General features: G+C 69.8%; 14 protein-coding genes, 2 tRNA genes and 1 pseudogene. 11 read left to right on the top strand and 6 right to left on the bottom strand.

Features of this window, described 5'->3' with window-relative positions; translation table 11 throughout:
* Positions 1-247: 247 nt before the first annotated feature.
* Positions 248-2,209 (bottom strand): oligopeptide:H+ symporter, encoded by a 1,962-nt coding sequence (locus G6O69_RS42595; protein ID WP_172303327.1) that lies wholly within the window; start codon positions 2,207-2,209, stop codon positions 248-250.
* Positions 2,210-2,357: 148 nt separating this feature from the next.
* On the bottom strand, positions 2,358-2,822 hold the full coding sequence (locus G6O69_RS37575) for a hypothetical protein (RefSeq protein ID WP_172303326.1): 465 nt from the start codon (positions 2,820-2,822) through the stop codon (positions 2,358-2,360).
* Between the two features lie 191 nt (positions 2,823-3,013).
* Here G6O69_RS37575 and G6O69_RS37570 point away from each other — a divergent pair, with 191 nt between their 5' ends.
* Together G6O69_RS37570 and G6O69_RS37565 are read left to right on the top strand one after the other, a co-directional pair.
* On the top strand, positions 3,014-4,297 hold the full coding sequence (locus G6O69_RS37570) for a cytochrome c peroxidase (RefSeq protein ID WP_172303325.1): 1,284 nt from the start codon (positions 3,014-3,016) through the stop codon (positions 4,295-4,297).
* Positions 4,298-4,355: 58 nt separating this feature from the next.
* The gene (locus G6O69_RS37565; RefSeq protein WP_172303324.1) at positions 4,356-4,934 is read left to right on the top strand and encodes a hypothetical protein; all 579 of its coding nucleotides are present in this window, start codon (positions 4,356-4,358) and stop codon (positions 4,932-4,934) included.
* A gap of 105 nt (positions 4,935-5,039) precedes the next feature.
* Here G6O69_RS37565 and G6O69_RS37560 read toward each other — a convergent pair.
* Positions 5,040-5,126: transfer RNA gene (locus tag G6O69_RS37560), tRNA-Ser, on the bottom strand.
* A gap of 63 nt (positions 5,127-5,189) precedes the next feature.
* Here G6O69_RS37560 and G6O69_RS37555 point away from each other — a divergent pair.
* The 5 genes from G6O69_RS37555 to G6O69_RS37535 all read left to right on the top strand — a co-directional run bounded on the left by G6O69_RS37555 (position 5,190) and on the right by G6O69_RS37535 (position 8,309).
* Positions 5,190-5,951, top strand: a complete 762-nt coding sequence (locus G6O69_RS37555; RefSeq protein ID WP_172303323.1) for a CPBP family intramembrane glutamic endopeptidase — start codon at positions 5,190-5,192, stop codon at positions 5,949-5,951.
* A 115-nt stretch (positions 5,952-6,066) separates the two neighbouring features.
* Positions 6,067-6,140: transfer RNA gene (locus G6O69_RS37550), tRNA-Arg, on the top strand.
* An 80-nt stretch (positions 6,141-6,220) separates the two neighbouring features.
* Positions 6,221-6,799, top strand: coding sequence for a tRNA adenosine(34) deaminase TadA (gene tadA, locus G6O69_RS37545; RefSeq protein ID WP_346017026.1), 579 nt, complete (start codon positions 6,221-6,223; stop codon positions 6,797-6,799).
* Positions 6,800-7,756, top strand: a complete 957-nt coding sequence (locus tag G6O69_RS37540; protein ID WP_172303322.1) for a hypothetical protein — start codon at positions 6,800-6,802, stop codon at positions 7,754-7,756.
* 7 nt (positions 7,757-7,763) lie between these two features.
* Entirely contained in the window at positions 7,764-8,309 is a 546-nt protein-coding gene (locus tag G6O69_RS37535) for an EF-hand domain-containing protein (RefSeq protein WP_172303321.1), read from the top strand.
* A gap of 182 nt (positions 8,310-8,491) precedes the next feature.
* Here G6O69_RS37535 and G6O69_RS37530 read toward each other — a convergent pair whose 3' ends face one another.
* Positions 8,492-9,598 (bottom strand): serine/threonine-protein kinase, encoded by a 1,107-nt coding sequence (locus tag G6O69_RS37530; RefSeq protein ID WP_172303320.1) that lies wholly within the window; start codon positions 9,596-9,598, stop codon positions 8,492-8,494.
* Between the two features lie 123 nt (positions 9,599-9,721).
* Here G6O69_RS37530 and G6O69_RS37525 point away from each other — a divergent pair, with 123 nt between their 5' ends.
* Positions 9,722-11,005, top strand: a complete 1,284-nt coding sequence (locus tag G6O69_RS37525; RefSeq protein WP_346017025.1) for a sigma 54-interacting transcriptional regulator — start codon at positions 9,722-9,724, stop codon at positions 11,003-11,005.
* An 18-nt stretch (positions 11,006-11,023) separates the two neighbouring features.
* Here G6O69_RS37525 and G6O69_RS37520 read toward each other — a convergent pair whose 3' ends face one another.
* Positions 11,024-11,392: a hypothetical protein gene (locus tag G6O69_RS37520; protein ID WP_172303319.1), complete on the bottom strand. Its 369-nt coding sequence runs from the start codon at positions 11,390-11,392 to the stop codon at positions 11,024-11,026.
* Positions 11,393-11,899: 507 nt separating this feature from the next.
* Positions 11,900-15,583, bottom strand: a pseudogene (locus tag G6O69_RS37515) (vitamin B12-dependent ribonucleotide reductase).
* 762 nt (positions 15,584-16,345) lie between these two features.
* Here G6O69_RS37515 and G6O69_RS37510 point away from each other — a divergent pair.
* The 3 genes from G6O69_RS37510 (at position 16,346) to G6O69_RS37500 (ending at position 18,576) form a co-directional block, all read left to right on the top strand.
* Entirely contained in the window at positions 16,346-16,999 is a 654-nt protein-coding gene (locus G6O69_RS37510; RefSeq protein WP_176397337.1) for a hypothetical protein, read from the top strand.
* Between the two features lie 359 nt (positions 17,000-17,358).
* Entirely contained in the window at positions 17,359-18,033 is a 675-nt protein-coding gene (locus G6O69_RS37505; RefSeq protein WP_176397336.1) for a hypothetical protein, read from the top strand.
* Positions 18,034-18,126: 93 nt separating this feature from the next.
* On the top strand, positions 18,127-18,576 hold the full coding sequence (locus G6O69_RS37500; RefSeq protein ID WP_176397335.1) for an MMPL family transporter: 450 nt from the start codon (positions 18,127-18,129) through the stop codon (positions 18,574-18,576).
* Positions 18,577-18,912: the final 336 nt, after the last annotated feature.

Raw genomic sequence — 18,912 nt, 5'->3', positions numbered from 1 at the left:
GCGAGCCCGGGGCAGGTCCGCGATTCGGACCCGACCCGGGCTCGGCTTGCTTCGCGCCCTCGAGTCGAGGCGCACGAGCAGTCGGCTAGGAGCCCGTGGTGGAACCCAGCGCGGCTCCTGGCGCCGGGATTTTCGTCGAGGGCGCGAAGCCAAAACGCCGCTGTACCGGGTGTACTGCCAGTTTTGGCGACAAAGCCCTCGGCGAAAAGACCAAGCGAGGTGTCGCGCTGGGTTTCACCACGGGCTCCTAGCTCAGCCCCTCGATCGCCGCGTCGAGCTTGGGCAGGAGCAGGCGGATGAACACGGCGACCGCGGCCGCGAGCCCGGCGAGGACCAGGAAGAAGGCCACCGGCGACATCATGTGCTGGATCCCGCCGAAGAAGCCCGAGAACTTGTTGCCGAAGGCCGTGGCCAGGAACCATCCGCCCATGGCCAGGCCGACCAGGCGCTTGGGCGCGAGCTTGGTGACCAGCGACAGGCCCATGGGCGAGATCAGCAGCTCGCCTGCGGTGATGATCGCGTAGAAGCCGACCAGCCACCAGCCCGAGACCCGCATGGCGCCGCCGTCGGAGGCCAGGCCCGCGAGGGCCATGAGCAGCAAGGAGACCGTGGTCAGGCACAGGCCATAGAAGACCTTCTGGGCCGTGGTCACGTTCTTGCGCGCGCTGATCCACCCGAAGAGCAGGACGATCAGCGGGGTGAAGGCGACGACGAAGAGCGCGTTGAGCGACTGGAAGAGCTCGGGGTTGATGACCGGGAGCCACTTGCCGGGCTCGAGCTGCTCGGGCGGATGACCAAAGCGCGCTTCGTAGCCCGAGTAGATCTCGTCGAAGCTGTCTTGGGTGACGAGGTAGGTCGGGAAGACCTCGCCTCCGGGCGTCTTGCGCATGAACGCGACCCGGCGCAGGGCCGGCTCGCGCTCGGGGATCTTCGCCGAGTAGGAGGGCACGCCGTGGGCGTCCTTTTCTTCGACGACCTCGACCTTGCCGTCGGCGTAGATCGCCGTGGCGAACTGGAAGAGCGCGGCCTCCTCACCGCTGAAGTCCGTGGCCTGGGCCTTGGGATCGAAGTCGCGCAGCTCGAGCTCCGGGTAGCGCGCGGTGATCTGCGCCAGGGTCTGCTCGTCCATGCGCTTTTGGCCGAACATGCGGACCACGGCGGGGTCCTCGACGACCACCAAGTTGGCCTCGGCGGGGCGCGGGACGTCCTCGCCGGCGTTCTTGTAGTAGGTGGGCAGGGCGTCTTGCTGGAAGGCCGCCGGGGCCGCGATGTCGCGGGCCGTGTCGTCGGCCGCCCACTGGGTCATGGCCGAGCCGTTGAGGTGCAGGACCATGAAGAAGGTGCCGCCGGCGACGTAGATCGGCAGCAGCGCGAACATCCCGGGGCGCTCCTTGTCGCTGACCGTGCGCGGCAAACGAATGAAGTAGATGATCACCGGGATCATCCCGATGATGAAGCCCATGGTCGCCGGGGTCACCGCGAAGTCGGGGATGAACTTGTTGGCGATCACGTAGGTGATCACGCCGACGACCAGCGCGGGCATGAGGATCTTGCCGGCGACGGCCCCGAAGCCGGCGTCGTTGGGGTCTTTTTCGGGCTGGCGATCCGCGTGGGCGAGGACCTTCCACCCGAGCAACAAGATGATCACGCCGAGGATCAGGCCAAAGCCCGCGACCCGGAAGACCATCAGCCAGCCGTAGGTGTTGCGGATCCCCGAGCTCAAGAACGAGGCCAGGAAGGCCCCGATGTTGATGCCCATGTAGAAGATGTTGAAGCCCGAGTCGCGCTTGGGGTCGCCGGCCGCGTAGAGGTTGCCGACCATGACCGAGATGTTGGGCTTGAACAGGCCGTTGCCGAGCACGAGCAGGACCAGGCCCGAGTAGAAGAAGGTGGTCCCGGGCACGCTCATGGCGATCAGCCCGCCGGCCATGACCAGGCCGCCGATCAGCACCGAGCGGCGGTAGCCGAGCATGCGGTCGGCCAGGATCCCGCCGACGAAGGGCGTGAAGTACACGAAGGCGAGGTAGAAGCCGTAGATCTCGTTGGCCTGCCCCGAAGGTAGGGCCAGGCCGCCGCGCTCGAAGTCCTTGGCGTAGAGCAGCAGGACGTTGAGCATGGTGTAGAAGGCCAGGCGCTCCCACATCTCGATGAAAAACAGCCAGGGCAAGCCCCTGGGGTGACCGAAGATCTTCTTTTCGTCTGCTACCACGGGTGCGCCTTTTCGCGGCGATCATCGCCGCTGGCGACCCCTACCGCAAGCCAGCGAGCGCGCCGACGAAAGCGGTCGACGACGCAGCCCCGAGGAATGCGTCGATGACAATGTCGCCTCGTCGGGCGACTGCATCATTCGGGCCCGCTCAGGGCTCGATGAAGAGCGCCTCGAGCTCCTCGTCATCCTCCGCCAGCTCGCGCACGACCCCCGGGATGTCGAGGGCCTCGACGCTCCCGCGCCGGGGGATCGCCCAGCGCTTGCGCGACTGGTAGCGCACGATCTTCTTGGGGTCACCCTCGAGCTCGATGCACAGGTCGAAGCCGCGGTCGGGGGTGCAGCTCTTGGTCTCGACCGGATACTCGCGCTGGTCTTGGAGGATGTAGATGACGCCGCTGCTCTTGCCCTTGCCCGTCCACAGGAAGCTGTCGTGGGCGCCGCGGTAGACCGAGCCGTGGTAGAAGCTGCCGCCTGCGCGCTTGCCGACCTCGGTGACGACGAAGGCGTCGACGCGGTCGCGCGGGCTCGTGGGCAGCTGGCTGACCCACAGGCGGTCGCTGACCTCTGCCGGCGGGGCGCTGCGGCAGCCGGAGATGAGCATGGGCGCGATCAAGGCGGCGCTCAGGCCGAGGCCGCAAAGGATGCTGCGAGGGAGGCGGGGGCGAGTCCTGGGCGAGGTCACCCCCAAATCGTGACAAGCGCGCGGCCGCGCAGCAAGGTTTGTCCGCGCAGGCCACTCGCGCCGCGATCTCGGCGCTTGGCGGGGGCATTTGCCTCAGCGGGAGGTGCGGATACCATGCCGCCATGACCAGCGCCGGCCCCACGCGTCGTCTCGTCCCCCTCGCCTGCGTCCTGCTCGCCAGCAGCTTCAGCTTCGCCTGTGACTCCGCCGAGGAAGGCCACGGAGCTGGGCACGGCCCCGCGGGTTTCGAATCACACATGGGCCGCGTGCCTCTCACGCCTCCCGAGGTCGACGAGGACAGCGTGGACCCCAAGGCTCTGCGCGAGCAGGCCCTCAAGCACTTCGCGCCGCTGCCCAAGGAGTTCGTCAGCCCCGAGAACGAGCTCACCGAGGAGAAGATCGCCCTCGGGCGCATGCTCTACTTCGAGCCGCGCCTGTCCAAGGCCGGCGACATCTCCTGCAACAGCTGCCACATGCTCGACGTCTGGGGCGTGGACAACAACCCGACCTCCCCCGGTCACGAGGGTGCCCTGGGTGACCGCAACTCGCCCACGGTCTACAACGCCGCCGGACACTTCGCGCAGTTCTGGGACGGCCGCGCCGCCACCGTCGAGGAGCAGGCCGGTGGCCCGGTGCTCAACCCGGTCGAGATGGCCATGCCCGACGAGACCTCGGTCAAGACGGTGCTCGACGGCATCCCCGGCTACGTCGAGGCCTTCGCCAAGGCCTTCCCGGGCGAGGACGACCCGGTGACTTTCAAGAACATGGCCCACGCCATCGGCGCCTTCGAGCGTCGCCTGGTCACCCCGGCGCCGATCGACGCCTGGCTCGGCGGAGACGACACCGCGCTCACCTCCGACGCCCTCGCGGGCCTCAAGATCTTCCTCGACGCCAGCTGCACCGACTGCCACAACGGCGTCGGCTTCGGCGGCCAGAGCTACCAGAAGCTCGGCGTGGAGAAGGACTGGGCCGGCCTCGAGGACGAGGGTCGCTTTGCGATCACCGCCGACGAGCGCGACCACTTCGTGTTCAAGGTGCCGAGCCTGCGCAACGTCGAGAAGACCGGCCCCTACCTCCACGACGGCTCGATCGTCGACCTGCCGACCATGGTCAACAAGATGGTCGAGCACCAGACCAAATACGACGAGCTCAGCGACGAGCAGATGGGCCAGATGCTCGCCTTCCTCGGCTCGCTCACCGGTGAGCTGCCCGCGGACGAGTACATCGCCGAGCCCGAGCTCCCCGGCATGGGCGAGGTGGTCGCGGCCGCCGAGGAAGCCGCCGCCGAGGAGGCTGCGGAGGCCGTCGCCGAGAAGGCGGACAAGCCCGAGGCCGCTGACGAAAAGACTGCCGAAGAACCCGCCGAAGAACCCGCCGAAGAGCCCGCCGAGGACGCAGCCGAGTAGCCGTCGACGATCCCCGACGCTCGCGGGCGCCGCGGGTGGCATGTTATCCACTGCCACCATGCGTGCGCCCGCTTTGTTTGTGCTGCTGCCCTTCACCTTGCTCCTGGCCTGCAAGGACCAGGCACGAGAGCGAGGCGTGGGCGAGCGCGAGGCGCCTGCGCCCACGGCCGAGGCGCCCGCGGCCGACGCGGCCCAGGCCAAGACACCCGGCTCCAAAGCGCCACCGCCTGCGCTCGAGGCCGCCCTCGAGGCGCCGAGCAAGATGGGCGACGCCGGCCTCGAAGACTTCCCCATCGCCTTGCCCGCGGCCCAGAAGGTGACCCTCTCCGACCGCAGGACCCTGGACGATGGGCGCGAGGCCTTCACCCTCAACTACGAGGCCGTGGCCGGGGATCCCAAGGCCGTGGCCGCGCAGATCCAGGCCGAGTTCGAGGCCGCCGGTCTGGCGGTCGAGCGCAAGGACTTCGGCGGCGACCAGGGTGAGATGATCTCCCTCGCCGCGACCCGCCCGGCTCCAGGCGATGATCCCGGGGACGATCCCAGCGCAGGAGCCGTGGCCGCCAACGCGACGATCGCCACGACCCGGGACAATCCCGCGGTGACCGTGGTGATCGGCTGGCACGGCCCCAAGCCCTGACTCACTCGACGCGCAGCACCGTCATCATCCCGCCCTCGACGTGGGGGAGGAGCCCGCAGACCCAAATAAAAAATCCGCGCCGACTCGGAGGAGGCGGCGCGGACACGGAGCCAGAGGGATTCGAACCCTCGGTAGGGTTACCCCTACACAGGATTAGCAATCCTGCACCTTCAGCCACTCGGTCATGGCCCCAGGGGGCGCAGAAGCTAGCGGCATTGCTCGCCGCTTGCAAGGCCGGCACACTGGTCTCCGAGAGTGAGCCAACCCGCGCAAAATCCGCCCGAGTCCTCGGCGCTGGCCAAGGTCAGCGCCGCCGTGACCGAGGCCCTCTTCCTCGCCCTGGCCTTCTTTGGCGGCCTGATGGTGATCACGCTGCTGATCCTCATCGGCGTGCTTCCAGACGTGAAGGTCGCGCCCTGGTCGGGGATCTTGGCCGGGCCGATCCTCATGGCCAGCGCGGCCGGTAGCTACTACGCCCTGGAGCGCCTGCGCGCCAAGCAGGGGGAAGATCACACGGCAGACCCCCTGGTCCCGCGTGAAGATCGCAAAGGTGGCCTGGCGAGCGCGCTCCTGGTCCCCCTCTTCGTGCTCGCGGCGCTGGTCGGCAGCGCGACCCTCGGCTGGCTGCAAGAGGCGATCTTCGGGGCCAAGGTGGCCGAGCAGGAGGTGATCGTGGCCCTGGTCGAGCGCGGCGACGTGTTCGAGCTGGCCTTCCTGGCCAGCGTGGCCGTGATCTTGGCCCCGCTGACCGAGGAGCTGCTGTTTCGTCACATGTTCTTCCGCCGGCTGCGGCACAGCGCGGGCGCGCAGCTCGCGTGGGTCCTCCCCGCCGTGGCCTTCGCCGTGTCCCACTGGAACCCGATCGGCCTGGCGATCTACACCTGGCTGGGCCTCGTGTTCGCCTTCGCCTACCTGTACACGGGCCGCTTTTGGGTGGCAGTCGCCGTTCACGCCGGCCACAACGCCCTCGCGCTGGCCATGCTCGTGTGGTTCCCGCAAGAGCTGGCGAGCGGCTGAACATGGGGCCGCCAGCGGCTGGACGTGAGACCCCTCGCTGGCGAGCCGCCGCGAACCCTTGCGTCCCAAGCCTGCCCCTGCTAAATCCCGCAGCCCGCAACACGACAAATCTCCTGCACCCATAGCTCAGCTGGATAGAGCGTCGGTCTACGGAACCGAAAGTCGGAGGTTCGAATCCTTCTGGGTGCGAAGAGCCCCGCCCCCCAAGCGAAAACGCGAAAGGGGCGGGGCTCTGGCTTTTTTGGCGGCTTGGGGCGATCCTGAGGCGCGTGGAGGACGGTGGCTCCCTGCGCGAGGCGGATCTTCGCTACATGCGCCTCGCCATCGAGCTCGCGGCCCAGGCCGGCGAGCGCGGTGACGTACCGGTGGGCGCCCTGGTCGTCCGCGACGGGCGGATCTTGGGCATGGGCTTCAACAACCGCGAGCGCGACCACGACCCGACGGGCCACGCCGAGGTCCTCGCCCTGCGCGAGGCCTGCCGCCAGGCCCAGCGCTGGCGCCTCGACGGGGCCTGCCTCTACGTGACCCTCGAGCCGTGCCCGATGTGCGCCGGCAGCCTGGTCAACACCCGGGTCTCGCGGCTGGTCTACGGCGCCCACGACCCCAAGGCCGGAGCCGTGCGCAGCCTCTACCAGCTGTGCGAGGACCCGCGCTTGAACCACCGCCTCGAGGTCGTCGGGGGCGTGCTCGCGGACGAGTGCGCCGCCTTGCTCAAGGACTTCTTTCGCGCCGCCCGGGCCCGGCACCGCAGCCGTCGACAGGCGGGCGGCGGGCCGCGCTGGTCCGAGGGCCCGCGCTGGACCGAGGGCTCGCGCTGGTCCGGGGCGCCGGAGGGGGAGGAGCGCTGAGTGAGCCAGGCACTCCAAGACGAAGTTCAACAGATCCAAGGCATGCTCACCCGCGAGCGCCTGGCCGTGGATCTATGCGACGGCAAGCGCACCGCCTTCTTGACCCACATCGGCGCGCCGCCGCGCCTGGTCCCCGGGCCGTGGATCGCCCAGCGTCAGCAGGTCCTGGCCCTGGCCCTGGCCAACCTCTCCCCAGGTCAGCGCACCTCTTTGGCCAAGGCCGTGGTCGTCGAGTGGGGCCGGGAGTTCGGCGTCGGCCGCATGGTGCTCTCGGCCATCGCCTCGGGCCTGCCCCTGGGCGGCTCCTCCCTGAGCATGCGCCCGCGCACCCCCGGCGGCGACGGCTCCCCCCACGTGCTCTACACCTGGGCCCTGGGCGCGCGCGCGACTCCGGTGGAGGTCGACTGGCTGCTGCTCCGCGCCCAGCCCGAGTGGGCCCTGGACGCGGGCCCGCGACAGATCGGCGTGCGCGGCCTCGAGACCCTGGCCCAGCTCGGCGGCTCGGTGCTGATCTTGGTGCCCAGCGCCGTCGCGGCCCGCCAGCTCGCCGACGCCGTCGGCGGCAAGCTCCCGCTCGACTCGCACCCGCGCTTCACCCCCTTCCTCGAGCACCACGAGCCCAACGCCGCGCTCTTGCTGTGGCCGCACGACGCCATCCGGGCCAGCTCCCTCGACAAGCGCCGCTTCTCCACGGTCGTGCTCGTTGGCGCGCCCGAGCCCGTGCGCCAGGAGGCGCTGCGATGGGCGAGCGGTCGCCCCGGCGTCGAGCTTGTCGACGTCGCCTGCCCCGGGCGGGTGGATCGCAAGGCCCTGACCCGCTACTGGCAGGCCTGCGGCCGGCCCAAGGTGCTGCTGCGGGGGGATCCGGAGTGGGCCGCCCAGGGTCAGCGCTGGCTCGAGGCGATCGGGGCGACCGTCGCGGCGCACTCCGAAGCCACCCAGCTCGGGTTATTTTGAGCGCGCCATGACCGAGCGCCAAAACCCCCTGCTGAAATTCCGCGACGCCCTGGCCATCGACTCGGTCAGCTTCATGAAGATCTGGTCGCACTACGACCGCGACGAGTCGGGCTACCTCGACTCGCGCGAGGAGCTCGAGGCCCTCGCCCGCGACCTGCTCGAGGCCGGCGGGCGCGAGGGCACCTCGCTCGAGATCGACGACCTGATCTCCGGCTTCGAAGACATCTTCGACGCCGACGGCGACAACCGCCTGGGCCTCGGCGAGCTCGCCGAGCTGCTCGCTGTCGAGGATAATTTTCTGACCCGCTTCAACGGCCGCGACGCCCTGACCACCGCGGAGATCGAGGCCCTTTGCGCCCACTACGACCGCGACCACGACGGCGCCCTGGCGGGCGACGAGCTGCTCGCCTTCGTCCGCGATCTCCTGCGCCGCGAGAGCCGTGAGCCGACCCGGGCCGAGCTCGACCTCTACGCGGCCACGCTGCTGCGCAGCTTCGACACCGATCGCAACGGTCGCCTGGACATCTCGGAGCTCGGCGAGCTGCTGGCCTAGGAGCCCGTGGTGGAACCCAGCGCGGCTCCTCGCGCCGGGATTTTCGTCGAGGGCGCGAAGCCAAAACGCCGCTGTACCGGGCGTACTGCAAGTTTTGGCGACAAAGCCCTCGGCGAAAAGACCAAGCGAGGTGTCGTGTTGGGTTTCACCACGGGCTCCTAGTGCCCGTGGTGATCCCCGCTCTAGTCGTCCAGGGCGAGGGTCTGAAAACTAGCCGTTCGCGCGCGCGCATCCTTGGCCGCGCCGGCTTCGTTCGCGTCCCCATCGTCGTCTTCGCCCAGGAGCTCGCCGACCCAGGCGGCGAGCTCCAAGCTGCCGGCGGGCGCGAGCTCGAGGCGCGCGCGCTGGAAGCCCCGGGCCGCCGCCGCCGCGCTGGGCCGCTGCGCTGGTGCGCGCGAGAGCATCGCCCGCAGCAGCGCGACGAGCTCGGCGTCGAGGGCCGCGAAGCCACGACCGCCAAAGTCGCGGCCCAGCTCGGCGCGACGGATCGCCTCCATGGTCTCGAGCGGCCCCGCGCCGTCGAAGGGCCGCCGACCCAGGAGCAGCTCGTGGGCCGTGACCCCGAGGGCGAAGAGGTCCAAGGCCGCGCTCGCCGTCGCCCCGGTGATCTGCTCCGGCGCCATGTAGGCGTACTTGCCCTTGCGCAGCCGACCCCAGGTGCGGTCGTCCTCGGCGGTGGCCTTGGCGATGCCGAAGTCGCCGAGCTTGACGGCCCCGGCCCGCGAGAGCAGCACGTTGTGGGGGCTGAGGTCGCGGTGGACCAGCCCCAGGGGCCGGCCGGCGTCGTCGCGCAGGTCGTGGACGAAGGCCAGGGCCAAGGCGAGCTGCTCGGCGATCAGCAGGGCGAGGGCCCGGGGCAGCGCCCCGCCGCCCTCGCCCGCGGGCCGCTCGGCTCCCCGCTCCCCGCTGTCCTCTCGCTCGCGCTCATCCTCGCGCTCATCCTCGCGCTCATCCCTGCCCTCGTCCTCGGCCCCCTCCGCGCGAGCGAGCAGCGTGGCCAGATCCGCGCCGTCGACGTGGTCCATGCACAGGTAGTAGGTCTGCTCGTGCAGGCCAAAGTCGTGGACCTCGACCAGGTTGGGGTGGCTCAGCCGCGCGCCCAGGCGCGCCTCCGAGATCAGCAGCCGCTCGAGCTCCGGCCGCCCGCGATGCTCGGGGCGCAGGACCTTGAGCGCGACCTGCTTGTCCCAGCCCGCGGCGCCAAAGCGCTGGGCCAGGTAGACCTCCGCCATGCCGCCAGCGCCCAGGCGACGAAGGATGCGATAGGGGCCGAGGCTGGTTCCAATCACGGACTACCAGGTGTAGCAGGCTGATACCATCGGGTCATCGTCCCCCCCGCCACCATTGCGACCTTCGCCACCGTCGCCCCCGAGCACCCCGAGCACCCCGGCGCCCGCGCGGCGCGGGTCCAGGTGGTCGTCATCGACGGGCCGGACATGGGCCGCGCGACGCCCTTGCCCGCCCCGCCTGCGGTCGTGGTCGTGGGCAGCGATCCGAGCTGTGATCTGGTCTCGAGCGATCCCCGGGTCTCGCGCCGCCACCTCGAGATCGCCATGGGCGAGGCCCCCGGCAGCTACTTGGTCCGCGACCTCGGCTCGAGAAACGGCACGCACTTTCAAGGCGCCGCGATCACCGAGGCCATCGTCGCGCCCGGGGCCACGCTGCGCCTGGGCAACAGCTACCTGCGCCTGCAGCTCGCCCCCCACGATCTCGCGCTCCCGCCCAGCGCCCGCAACCGCCTCGGCGAGCTCGTGGGCCAGAGCCTCGCGATGCGCGAGCTCTTCGCCGTGCTCGAGCGCGCGGCCGACAGCGAGATCACGGTCTTGCTCGAGGGTGAGACGGGTACGGGCAAGGAGCTGTGCGCCCGGGGGATCCACGAGCTCGGCGCGCGCCGGCGCGGCCCCATGGTCGCCCTCGACTGCGGCTCCCTGCCCGAGGGCCTGGTCGAGAGCGAGCTCTTTGGCCACGTCCGCGGGGCCTTCACCGGGGCCATGCAGGCCCGCGAGGGCGCCTTCGCCCGGGCCCACGGCGGGACCTTGTTCCTCGACGAGGTCGACTCCCTGCCCCTGACCCTCCAGCCCCGGCTGCTGCGCGCCCTCGAGTCTCGGCGCGTGCGCCCGGTCGGCGGCGACGAAGAGCGCGAGGTCGACGTGCGCGTGGTCGCGGCCTGCCAGGGCGACCTCGGCCCGGCCGTGGCCCGCGGCGAGTTTCGCCCCGACCTCTACTATCGGCTCTCGGTCTTGCGCGTGGCCCTGCCACCGCTGCGAGCGCGGCGTGAAGACCTGGGCATCACCGTCCGCGAGCTCCTCGCCCGCCGCGGCTTCGACGATCCCGGCGAGATCGCGGGCCCCAACCTCGAGCGCCTCGTCGCCCACGCCTGGCCGGGCAACGTCCGCGAGCTTCGCAACGTCCTCGACCGCGCCCTCGCGCTCTCACCCGGCGCCCGCAGCTTCGCCCAGCTGCGCCTGCACATGCCCGGGGACCACGGCCAGCTCGCCAGCGGCGACGGCCTGCGCGTCGACACCCAGCTGCCTTACGCCGACGCCAAGCAGCACCTGCTCGACGCCTTCGAGCGCCGCTACCTCGGCGAGCTCTTCGCCCGCAACGACGGCAACATCTCGGCCACCGCCCGCGACGCCCAGCTCGACCGCAAGCACCTGCGCTCCTTGCTGCGCAAACATGGCCTGATCGACTGAGCCACGCTCGGGAGGTGTTCAGGCCGCGAAGGGCGTCGGCCCGCCGTTGGCCGCCGGCGCGATGGTGCGCAGCCGCGGGCCAGCCACGGGCGCGTCGGCCAGGTCTCGCGCCGCGGCCATCCGCACCGCCCGACGCACCAGCTCCCTGCGGTTCGCCGCCCCGGTCTTGGCGTAGACCTCCCGGGCCTGGGCGTCGATCAGCCCCACGACCAACCCCAGCTGCGAGGCGATCCCCCGCACGCTGCCGAGCATGAGCAGGTGGGCCACGGAGCGCTCGCGTCGGTTGAGGCCGTAGGCGTCGCCCAGCGCGTCCACCAGCACGTCGACGGCCGAGGAGGAGAGGTTGGCGGAGAAGGGGGCGGGGAGGAGCGAGAGCGGAGCGTTCATCTCGGGTTCAAGATGACGCCCGAGGGGGCGAACCGTCAGGGACCGCAGGGCCACCGCAGGGGGTCACACCCGAACCCGAGGTCGGGTCCTACAGCTCGGTGAATTTCCTACTCCACCGAGCATTTTCGCGCCCCCCGCAACGAAGTCACCGCTCGTCACCAATGGTCACCAGCAAAGACCCCGCACACCGCCCTCACCCAGCCGAGCCCGGGCCCCGAAGCCAATCACGGCAGCGCCGATCACCCCGCCTCGAAGAACCAGGCCCGAGGACCGGGCGAAGCCCCAAGCCCAAGCTCCCCAAAGAACCCGGACCAAGCCCCAAGGAGCAAAGACCAAAGACCAAGCCCCGAGCACCAAAGACCAAGCGAGGAACAGACAAAGACCCCCCTCTGGGGGGTCACTACGTGCGCCCGCCAACTACATGCCTACCGCCCGAGCCCCCAAGGGCTCGAGGGCCGCGCAGCGGCCCTACTGCGGCTAACAGCAGGACCACCGCGGGGGGCCAAACTAGCTACAGCCGGAAGTGCCGCCGCAGGTCACACACTTGAGGCAAGACCCGTTGCGCACCAGCGTGAAGCTCCCGCAGGCGTCACAAGCGTCCCCCTCGTAGCCCTGCATCTTCGCCCGGCGAACCTGCTCGCCCAGCGCCGCCGAGGCAGCCAGCTCGCTCTGGCGGCCGTTTCCGGGCTTGTTGGCCGCGGCCACCGGAGGGGTGAAGCCGGCCGAGCTCGGCGCCGCGCCGGCGACCGAGGTGCGATCCTCGACCTCGATCTTGCCCTCGCTGACGAAGAGGTGACGCGAGCGCGGCAGGTCGGCGGTCAGCTTGAGCGGGCCGGGGGTGACGACGCGCTCGGACACGACCTCTTCCTCGCGGTACTCGGGCTCGTCATCGCCGGTGGCGTCGGGGGCCAGGTCGTCGGGGAGCACGTGGGCGAGGTCGGTGCGCCCGAGGTAGGAGATCGCCAGCTCGCGGAAGATGTAGTCGATCAGCGAGGTGGACATCTTGATGTTGGGGTGGCCGGTGACCATCCCGTTGGGCTCGAAGCGCGTGAACACGAAGGCCTCGACGTACTCCTCGAGGGGCACGCCGTACTGGAGGCCGAGGCTGATCGCGATCGCGAAGCAGTTCATCAGCGAGCGGAAGGCGGCGCCCTCCTTGTGCATGTCGATGAACACCTCACCGATGGAGCCGTCGCTGTACTCGCCGGTGTGGACATAGACCTTGTGGCCGCCGATCACCGCTTTTTGGGTGTAGCCGGCGCGGCGATCGGGCATCCGCCGGCGCTTGGCGATGTAGCGGTGGACGACGCGCTCGGTGACCTTCTCGATCACCTGGGGCTGCGCCGTGGCCGGGCGCGGGCCCTCGGCGTCGTCGAGATCGTCGAGGTCGTCGAGGATGTCCTCGGCGAGGGCGGCCGAGAGCGGCTGGCTGAGCTTGCTGCCGTCGCGGTAGAGGGCGATGGCCTTGACGGCCAGGCGCCACGAGGCCTCGTAGACCTGCTTGACCTCTTCGACGCTGGCCTCGTTGGGCATGTTGATGGTCTTGGAGATCGCCCCGGACAAGAAGGGCTGAGCCGCGGCCATCATGTGCACGTGGGCCATGGGCCGGATGAAGCGGGTGCCGTAGCGACCGCAGCGGTTGGCGCAGTCGAACACCGGGAGGTGCTCGTCACGCAGGTGCGGCGCGCCCTCGACGGTCATGGTCCCGCACACCCAGTCGTTGGCCTTTTGGATGTCCTCGGCCGAGAACCCGATCCCGCGCAGCAGGTCGAAGGTGGGGTCGGCGAGCTGGGCCTCGGACAGGCCGAGGACCTCGCGGCAAAACGCGTCGCCGAGGCTGTAGCGGTTGAAGGCGAAGGACAGCTCGAAGGCCTGCGCGAGCTCGGACTCGACGCGGTCGATGACCTCCTTGGTGAAGCCCTTGGCCTCGAGGTCGGCGTGGGTGATCGCCGGCGAGCCGGCCAGGGTGCCCGCGCCCTTGCAGTAGCGGACGATGTCCTCGATCTGGCTGCCGCTGTAGCCCAGGCGGCGCAGGGCGGTGGGCACCGACTGGTTGATGATCTTGAAGTAGCCGCCGCCGGCGAGCTTCTTGAACTTGACCAGGGCGAAGTCGGGTTCGATGCCCGTGGTGTCGCAGTCCATGACCAGGCCGATGGTCCCGGTCGGGGCGATCACGGTGACCTGGGCGTTGCGGTAGCCGTGCTGCTCGCCGCGCTCGAGGGCCTCGTCCCAGGCGCCGCGGGCCGCGTCGAGCAGGTAGCTCGGGCAGCGGCGCGGGTCGATGCCGGTGGGGAAGGTCGCGAGCTGCTCGTACTCACCGGTCGCGGCGTCGTAGGCCGCGCGACGGTGGTTGCGGATCACCCGGAGCATGCTCTCGCGGTTCTTGGCGTAGCCGGCGAAGGCCCCGTGCTCGGCGGCGAGCTCGGCCGAGGCGGCGTAGCAGGCACCGGTCATCAGCGCCGTGATCCCGCCGCAGATCGCCGTGGCCTCGGACGAGTCGTAGGGCACGCCGCGGACCATGAAGTAGGACCCCAAGTTGGCGTAGCCCAGGCCGAGGGTGCGGAAGTGGTAGCTGAGCTCGGCGATCCGGGCGCTCGGGAACTGGGCCATGAGCACCGAGACCTCGAGCACGATGGTCCACAGCCGGCAGGCGTGGCGCACGGCCTCGACGTCGAGCTCGCCGCTGGGCTCGACCACGAACTTCATGAGGTTGAGCGAGGCCAGGTTGCAGGCCGTGTCGTCCAAGAACATGTACTCGGAGCACGGGTTGCTGGCGTTGATCCGCCCGCTCTGCGGGCAGGTGTGCCAGTCGTTGATCGTGGTGTCGAACTGCAGGCCCGGGTCGGCGCAGCTCCACGCCGAGAACGCGATCTTGTCCCACAGCTCGCGCGCACGCAGGGTGCGGGCGACCTTGCCGTCGGTGCGCCGGCGCAGGTCCCAGTTGTCGTCGGACTCGACGGCCTTCAAGAAGGTGTCGGGCAGGCGCACGGAGTTGTTGGAGTTCTGACCCGAGACGGTGCCGTAGGCGTCGGAGTCCCAGTTGGTCGAGTACTCGGCGAACTCGAGCTCGCGGGCGCCCTGGCGCGCGAGGGCGACGGCGCGCTGGACGTAGTTCTCGGGCACCTGGGACTTGCGGGCCTTCTTGATCGCCTTGCGCAGGGGGCCGTTCTTGCGCGGGTCGAAGCGCTGATCCCTCGAGCTCGGCGTCGGTGACGTGGCAGGCGCGGATGATCTGGTTGAGGTGCTCGTTGCAGATCCGCGAGCCCGTGACCAGGGCGGCGACCTTCTGCTCCTCGATCACCTTCCAGTCGATGTAGTCCTCGATGTCCGGGTGGTCGACGTCGACGACGACCATCTTGGCCGCGCGCCGGGTGGTCCCGCCGCTCTTGATCGCCCCGGCCGCCCGATCGCCGATGCGCAGGAAGCTCATCAGCCCGCTCGAGCGCCCGCCGCCCGAGAGCGGCTCACCCTCGCCGCGGATCTGCGAGAAGTTCGAGCCGGTGCCCGAGCCGTACTTGAACAGCCGGGCCTCGCGGATCCACAGGTCCATGATCCCGTTCTCACCCACGAGGTCGTCGGCGACGCCCTGGATGAAGCAGGCGTGGGGCTGGGGGTGCTCGTAGGCGCTCTCGGACTTGCGCAGCTCCCGGTCTCGGCGTCGCAGTAGTAGTGCCCCTGGGCCGGGCCGGCGATGCCGTAGGCCCAGTGCAGCCCGGTGTTGAACCACTGCGGGCTGTTGGGCGCGGCCCGCTGGCTGGCGAGCATGGTCACCATCTCGTCGTAGAAGGCCCGAGCCTGGGGCTCGTCCTCGAAGTAGCCGTGCTTGAAGCCCCAGTAGGTCCAGCAGCCGGCCAGGCGGTTGAAGACCTGACGGCTGTCGCGCTCACCGGTGGCCCGCGCCTTGGCGGGGAGCTTGGCGAGGGCGGCCTCGTCGGGCTCGCTGCGCCACAGCCACTCGGGCACGCCCTCCTCGGGGACCTTGCGCAACACGGTCGGCACGCCGGCGCGGCGGAAGTACTTCTGGGCGAGGATGTCGACAGCGACCTGCGACCAACCCTTGGGGACCTCGATGTCCTTGGCCTCGAAGACGAGCGAGCCGTCGGGGTTGGTGATGCGAGAGCTGCGAGCTTCGAAATCGACGCCTTCGTAGGGGCGCTCGGTCTGGCGGGTGAACAAGCGGGAGATCTTCATCGGAGCGTTCGTGTGCGTGGGTGCGAGAGGGGCGGCGCTGGGGCGAAGCGCCTGGGAGGGCGAGAGGGGGACGAAAGCTGCGTCGGGGCTCGGCGCCGGTGACCAGACCGGGCGAGGGGGGCGAAGTCGTGTCGGCCGACTGTCGGGAGACGAGGTGAAGCGAAGCGAAGGAGAAGCAGGGTGGTGAGACCGACAGGGGTGATGCCGACAGGGGCGGGTCGGCGGAGACGGCGACGGGGCTGGCCGCCAGGGCGGCGGAGCGTAGAAGACCACGGGCGCGGACCGAAGGACGGACCGACGTGGTGCTTGTGAGGAGGGATCTGGATCCCCCGGGGAGCTCTCGAGGATGCGCGTGTTGCGGTGACTGCGCGTTGCCGGTTACCCGGATGGATCGCTTCGGCTCGCTGATTAGCGCGGTTCTGGGTTGGACCGCCGGCGAGCCGGGCACCCCATCATCTTGGGGTGGATGGCCTACCCAACCACAAGATATGGTGTGTTCGCAAGTTCTCCGCGGTTCCCGCGAACGAGAATTATCCACAGGGCCAAGCCCACGGGCTGGACTGATTGAGGCCGGGATCACACCTGCCCCAGGGCTGCAAAGACCGCCTTGATGAAGGGGGGTCAGACCCCCGAGCTTCGGCCACTTCTCGGCTTGGCCCCGGTCTTGCTGCCTGTGGATCAGGGGCAACTTCGCGCCGCCTTCATCCCCAATTCCTCCCAGCGGAGAACCGGCTCGGGGTGACTTCAAGGTTCGATTGTCACATGGGAGATCTCCTCACGCGGCCCCAAAACACGGGCTTCGCGCCTGCGCTGCATGCGCGTATCCGGCCCGTCTCGTGGTCGGCTCCGGGCCGTGGCACAATCGCCCCCGGCCCGTGGCCCCCATGCCTGGAGATCGCAACGACATCTTGCGCCCGGCGAGCTCGCTCGCCTGAGCGCCCTCGAGACACTCAAGGGCTTGAGCAACCCGGCGAGGTCAAGCTCGCCGAGCTCGTCAGCTTCCTCGAGTCCCGCGATCTGTGGTCGCAGTTCTCTCGGATCACCCTTGGAGACCTGCGCGACGCCTTCGGCAAGGCGGAGCCCGAAGCCGACGCCAAGGCGGACACGCCCCGCAAGCGCAAGCGTCGGATCATGAAGGAGGCGCTGCTCGGGCCCGACGAAGACGAGGTCGGCAACGTCGAGGCCCTCGTCCTCGAGGAGAAGAAGCCCGCCGACGGTGGCCTCGACAACGACGAGGTCGCCCGCATGGTGGTGCCCTTCGTCGAGGGCAACGGCGACGTGACCCTCGACGACATCGCCGAATACACCCGCCTGGATCGCAAGGTGCTGCGCCACCACCTCGGGCTGCTCTGCAAAGAGGGGCGTCTCGAGCGCATCGGCGTCGGGCGTCACGCGATCTACTCGGCCGTCGGCTGAGCGAGCCGAACGCGTCGCCACGGGCGAGACCCACCGGCGGCGAGCGACCGCTCGGCTGAGCGGCCGGCCCGCCCGGCCTATCCCAACATCGGTCTACCGTGAGGGTCTGAGCCGCGACCGGTCCGTGCTCCGACGGGCCACGCTCGACGCCTGCGTCGGTGCTGAATCTCTGCGGATCCGTACCGCGCTGGGCGTTTTTTGCGCGTCCTCTTGGCGGCTGGACTCGCGCGGCCTCGGCCACCATCATTTCGGCCCTTGGCCGAGCCATCGCATGCCCGCCGTCTGGCGACCGGATTACGCGATGGTGGATCGAGCAGATCATCCGCCACCGCGTCGCAGTCCTCGCCGTAGGCCTGCTGATGACCCTCGCATCAGTGTTCCTGGCGTCGCAGCTGGTGATCGACAGTGACCTGCGGGCGCTCTTGCCCAAGAAGCATCCGGTGGTCCAGGCCATCGACCATGTCGAGCGCAATTTTGGCGCGGTCGGTTCGATCAACGTGGTCGTCGAAGGCGGCACCGTGGACGGCCGCCACGCTTCGCCGACGCCCTCCACGACAGCCTCTCTGGCGACTCGATGCTCCGCGAGGTCGACCACCGGCTCGAGAGCGACTTCTTCGTCGAGCACGCGCTCTACTACCTCGACGCGTCCGAGATGGCCGAGCTCTCCGATCGCGTGCGCGCCTGGGAGCACTACGAATTTTGTTCGGCGGCCCCGGACGTGTGCGTGGACGATCCGGACCCCGACGCGCCCAGGCCCTGCAGACCTTCATCGACGACAAGCAGCCTCGGTCAACGAGGAGCTCGGCGAGCGCACGGGCTTCACGGACTACTACGAGCGCGAGGGCATCGAGGCCCTGGTGGTCTTCCTGCGGCCCACCGGGAGCTCGGCGGACCTCGAGTTCGCGGCCGCGGTCAGCGAGCGGATGTTCGAGCGCGTCGAGGCGGTGTTCGCCCGCGACGGCCCGTGGACCGGCACGGGGATGCGCTTCAACTCGTCGGCCCTTACATCAACAAGGCGGCCGAGCGCACGGTGATCCAGCGCGACATGTGCGCACGGGGCTGTTCGCGCTGGGCGGGGTGATCGTCGTGCTCGTGGTGCTCTTTCGCAGCATCCGGCCGTCGCGACCTTGCTGATCCCCCTGATGTGCGGGGTCGCCTGGTCGCTGGGCGCGACCTACCTGGCCCTCGGTCACCTCAACGCGATCACCAGCATGATCTCGTCGGTGGTCATGGGCATCGGCATCGACGCCGGAATCCACATCCTCGCCAGGACCCGGCGCGAGCGCGAGTTCCACGACAGCCACGACAGCATCCGCCTGGCCTTCAAGGGCCTGATCGCGCCGCTGCTGATCGCCTCGGGGACCACCGCGAGCGCCTTCGTGGTCATGGCCAACTCGACCTTCCCGGCCTTCAGCGAGTTCGGGGTGATCGCCTTCTTGGCGTCAGCTTGTGCCTGCTGGCAATGGTCACCGTGTTCCCGGCGCTGCTCGCACGCCTCGGCGTCAAGAAGGCCAAGCGCCTGCCGCCCGGCGGCATCAGCCAGGCCACGCGGGTGCTCCTCGCCCGGCCGGGGCTGATCTTCGTGGCGGTGGTGATCCTCAGCGCGGCCTCGGTCCGGGGCGTCAGCGCCATGCGCCACCACGGCTTCGAGCGCAGCAGCCGGACGCTGCAGAGCGACGAGACCCGCGCGCGCACCGAGGCCGACGTCTTCTTGATCTCCGACATCTTTGGCCGTGACGTCCACGCCAGCGTGCTCGCGATCGAGGACTGGGGACGAGCTCGAGCGCGTCTACGCCCTGGCCCGCCCGCCACGCCCGCCACCTCGAAGAGGGCGGCAGCCGCGTCGCGGCATCGTCGCCGCGCCCAGACTGCTCCCGACGAGAACCATCGACTCGAGCATCGCCAGGCCCAGA

It is taken from the genome of Pseudenhygromyxa sp. WMMC2535 (assembly GCF_011083025.2).
This window is presented reverse-complemented; position numbering and strand designations above follow the sequence as displayed.

Bases quoted from the DNA above. Each gene is read 5' to 3' on its own strand.
- G6O69_RS37505 (WP_176397336.1), top strand. From the start codon at position 17,359: ATGACCCTCGCATCAGTGTTCCTGGCGTCGCAGCTGGTGATCGACAGT.
- G6O69_RS37570 (WP_172303325.1), top strand. From the start codon at position 3,014: ATGACCAGCGCCGGCCCCACGCGTCGTCTCGTCCCCCTCGCCTGCGTC.
- G6O69_RS37510 (WP_176397337.1), top strand. From the start codon at position 16,346: ATGGGAGATCTCCTCACGCGGCCCCAAAACACGGGCTTCGCGCCTGCG.
- G6O69_RS37520 (WP_172303319.1), bottom strand. From the start codon at position 11,392: ATGAACGCTCCGCTCTCGCTCCTCCCCGCCCCCTTCTCCGCCAACCTC.
- G6O69_RS37565 (WP_172303324.1), top strand. From the start codon at position 4,356: ATGCGTGCGCCCGCTTTGTTTGTGCTGCTGCCCTTCACCTTGCTCCTG.
- G6O69_RS37535 (WP_172303321.1), top strand. From the start codon at position 7,764: ATGACCGAGCGCCAAAACCCCCTGCTGAAATTCCGCGACGCCCTGGCC.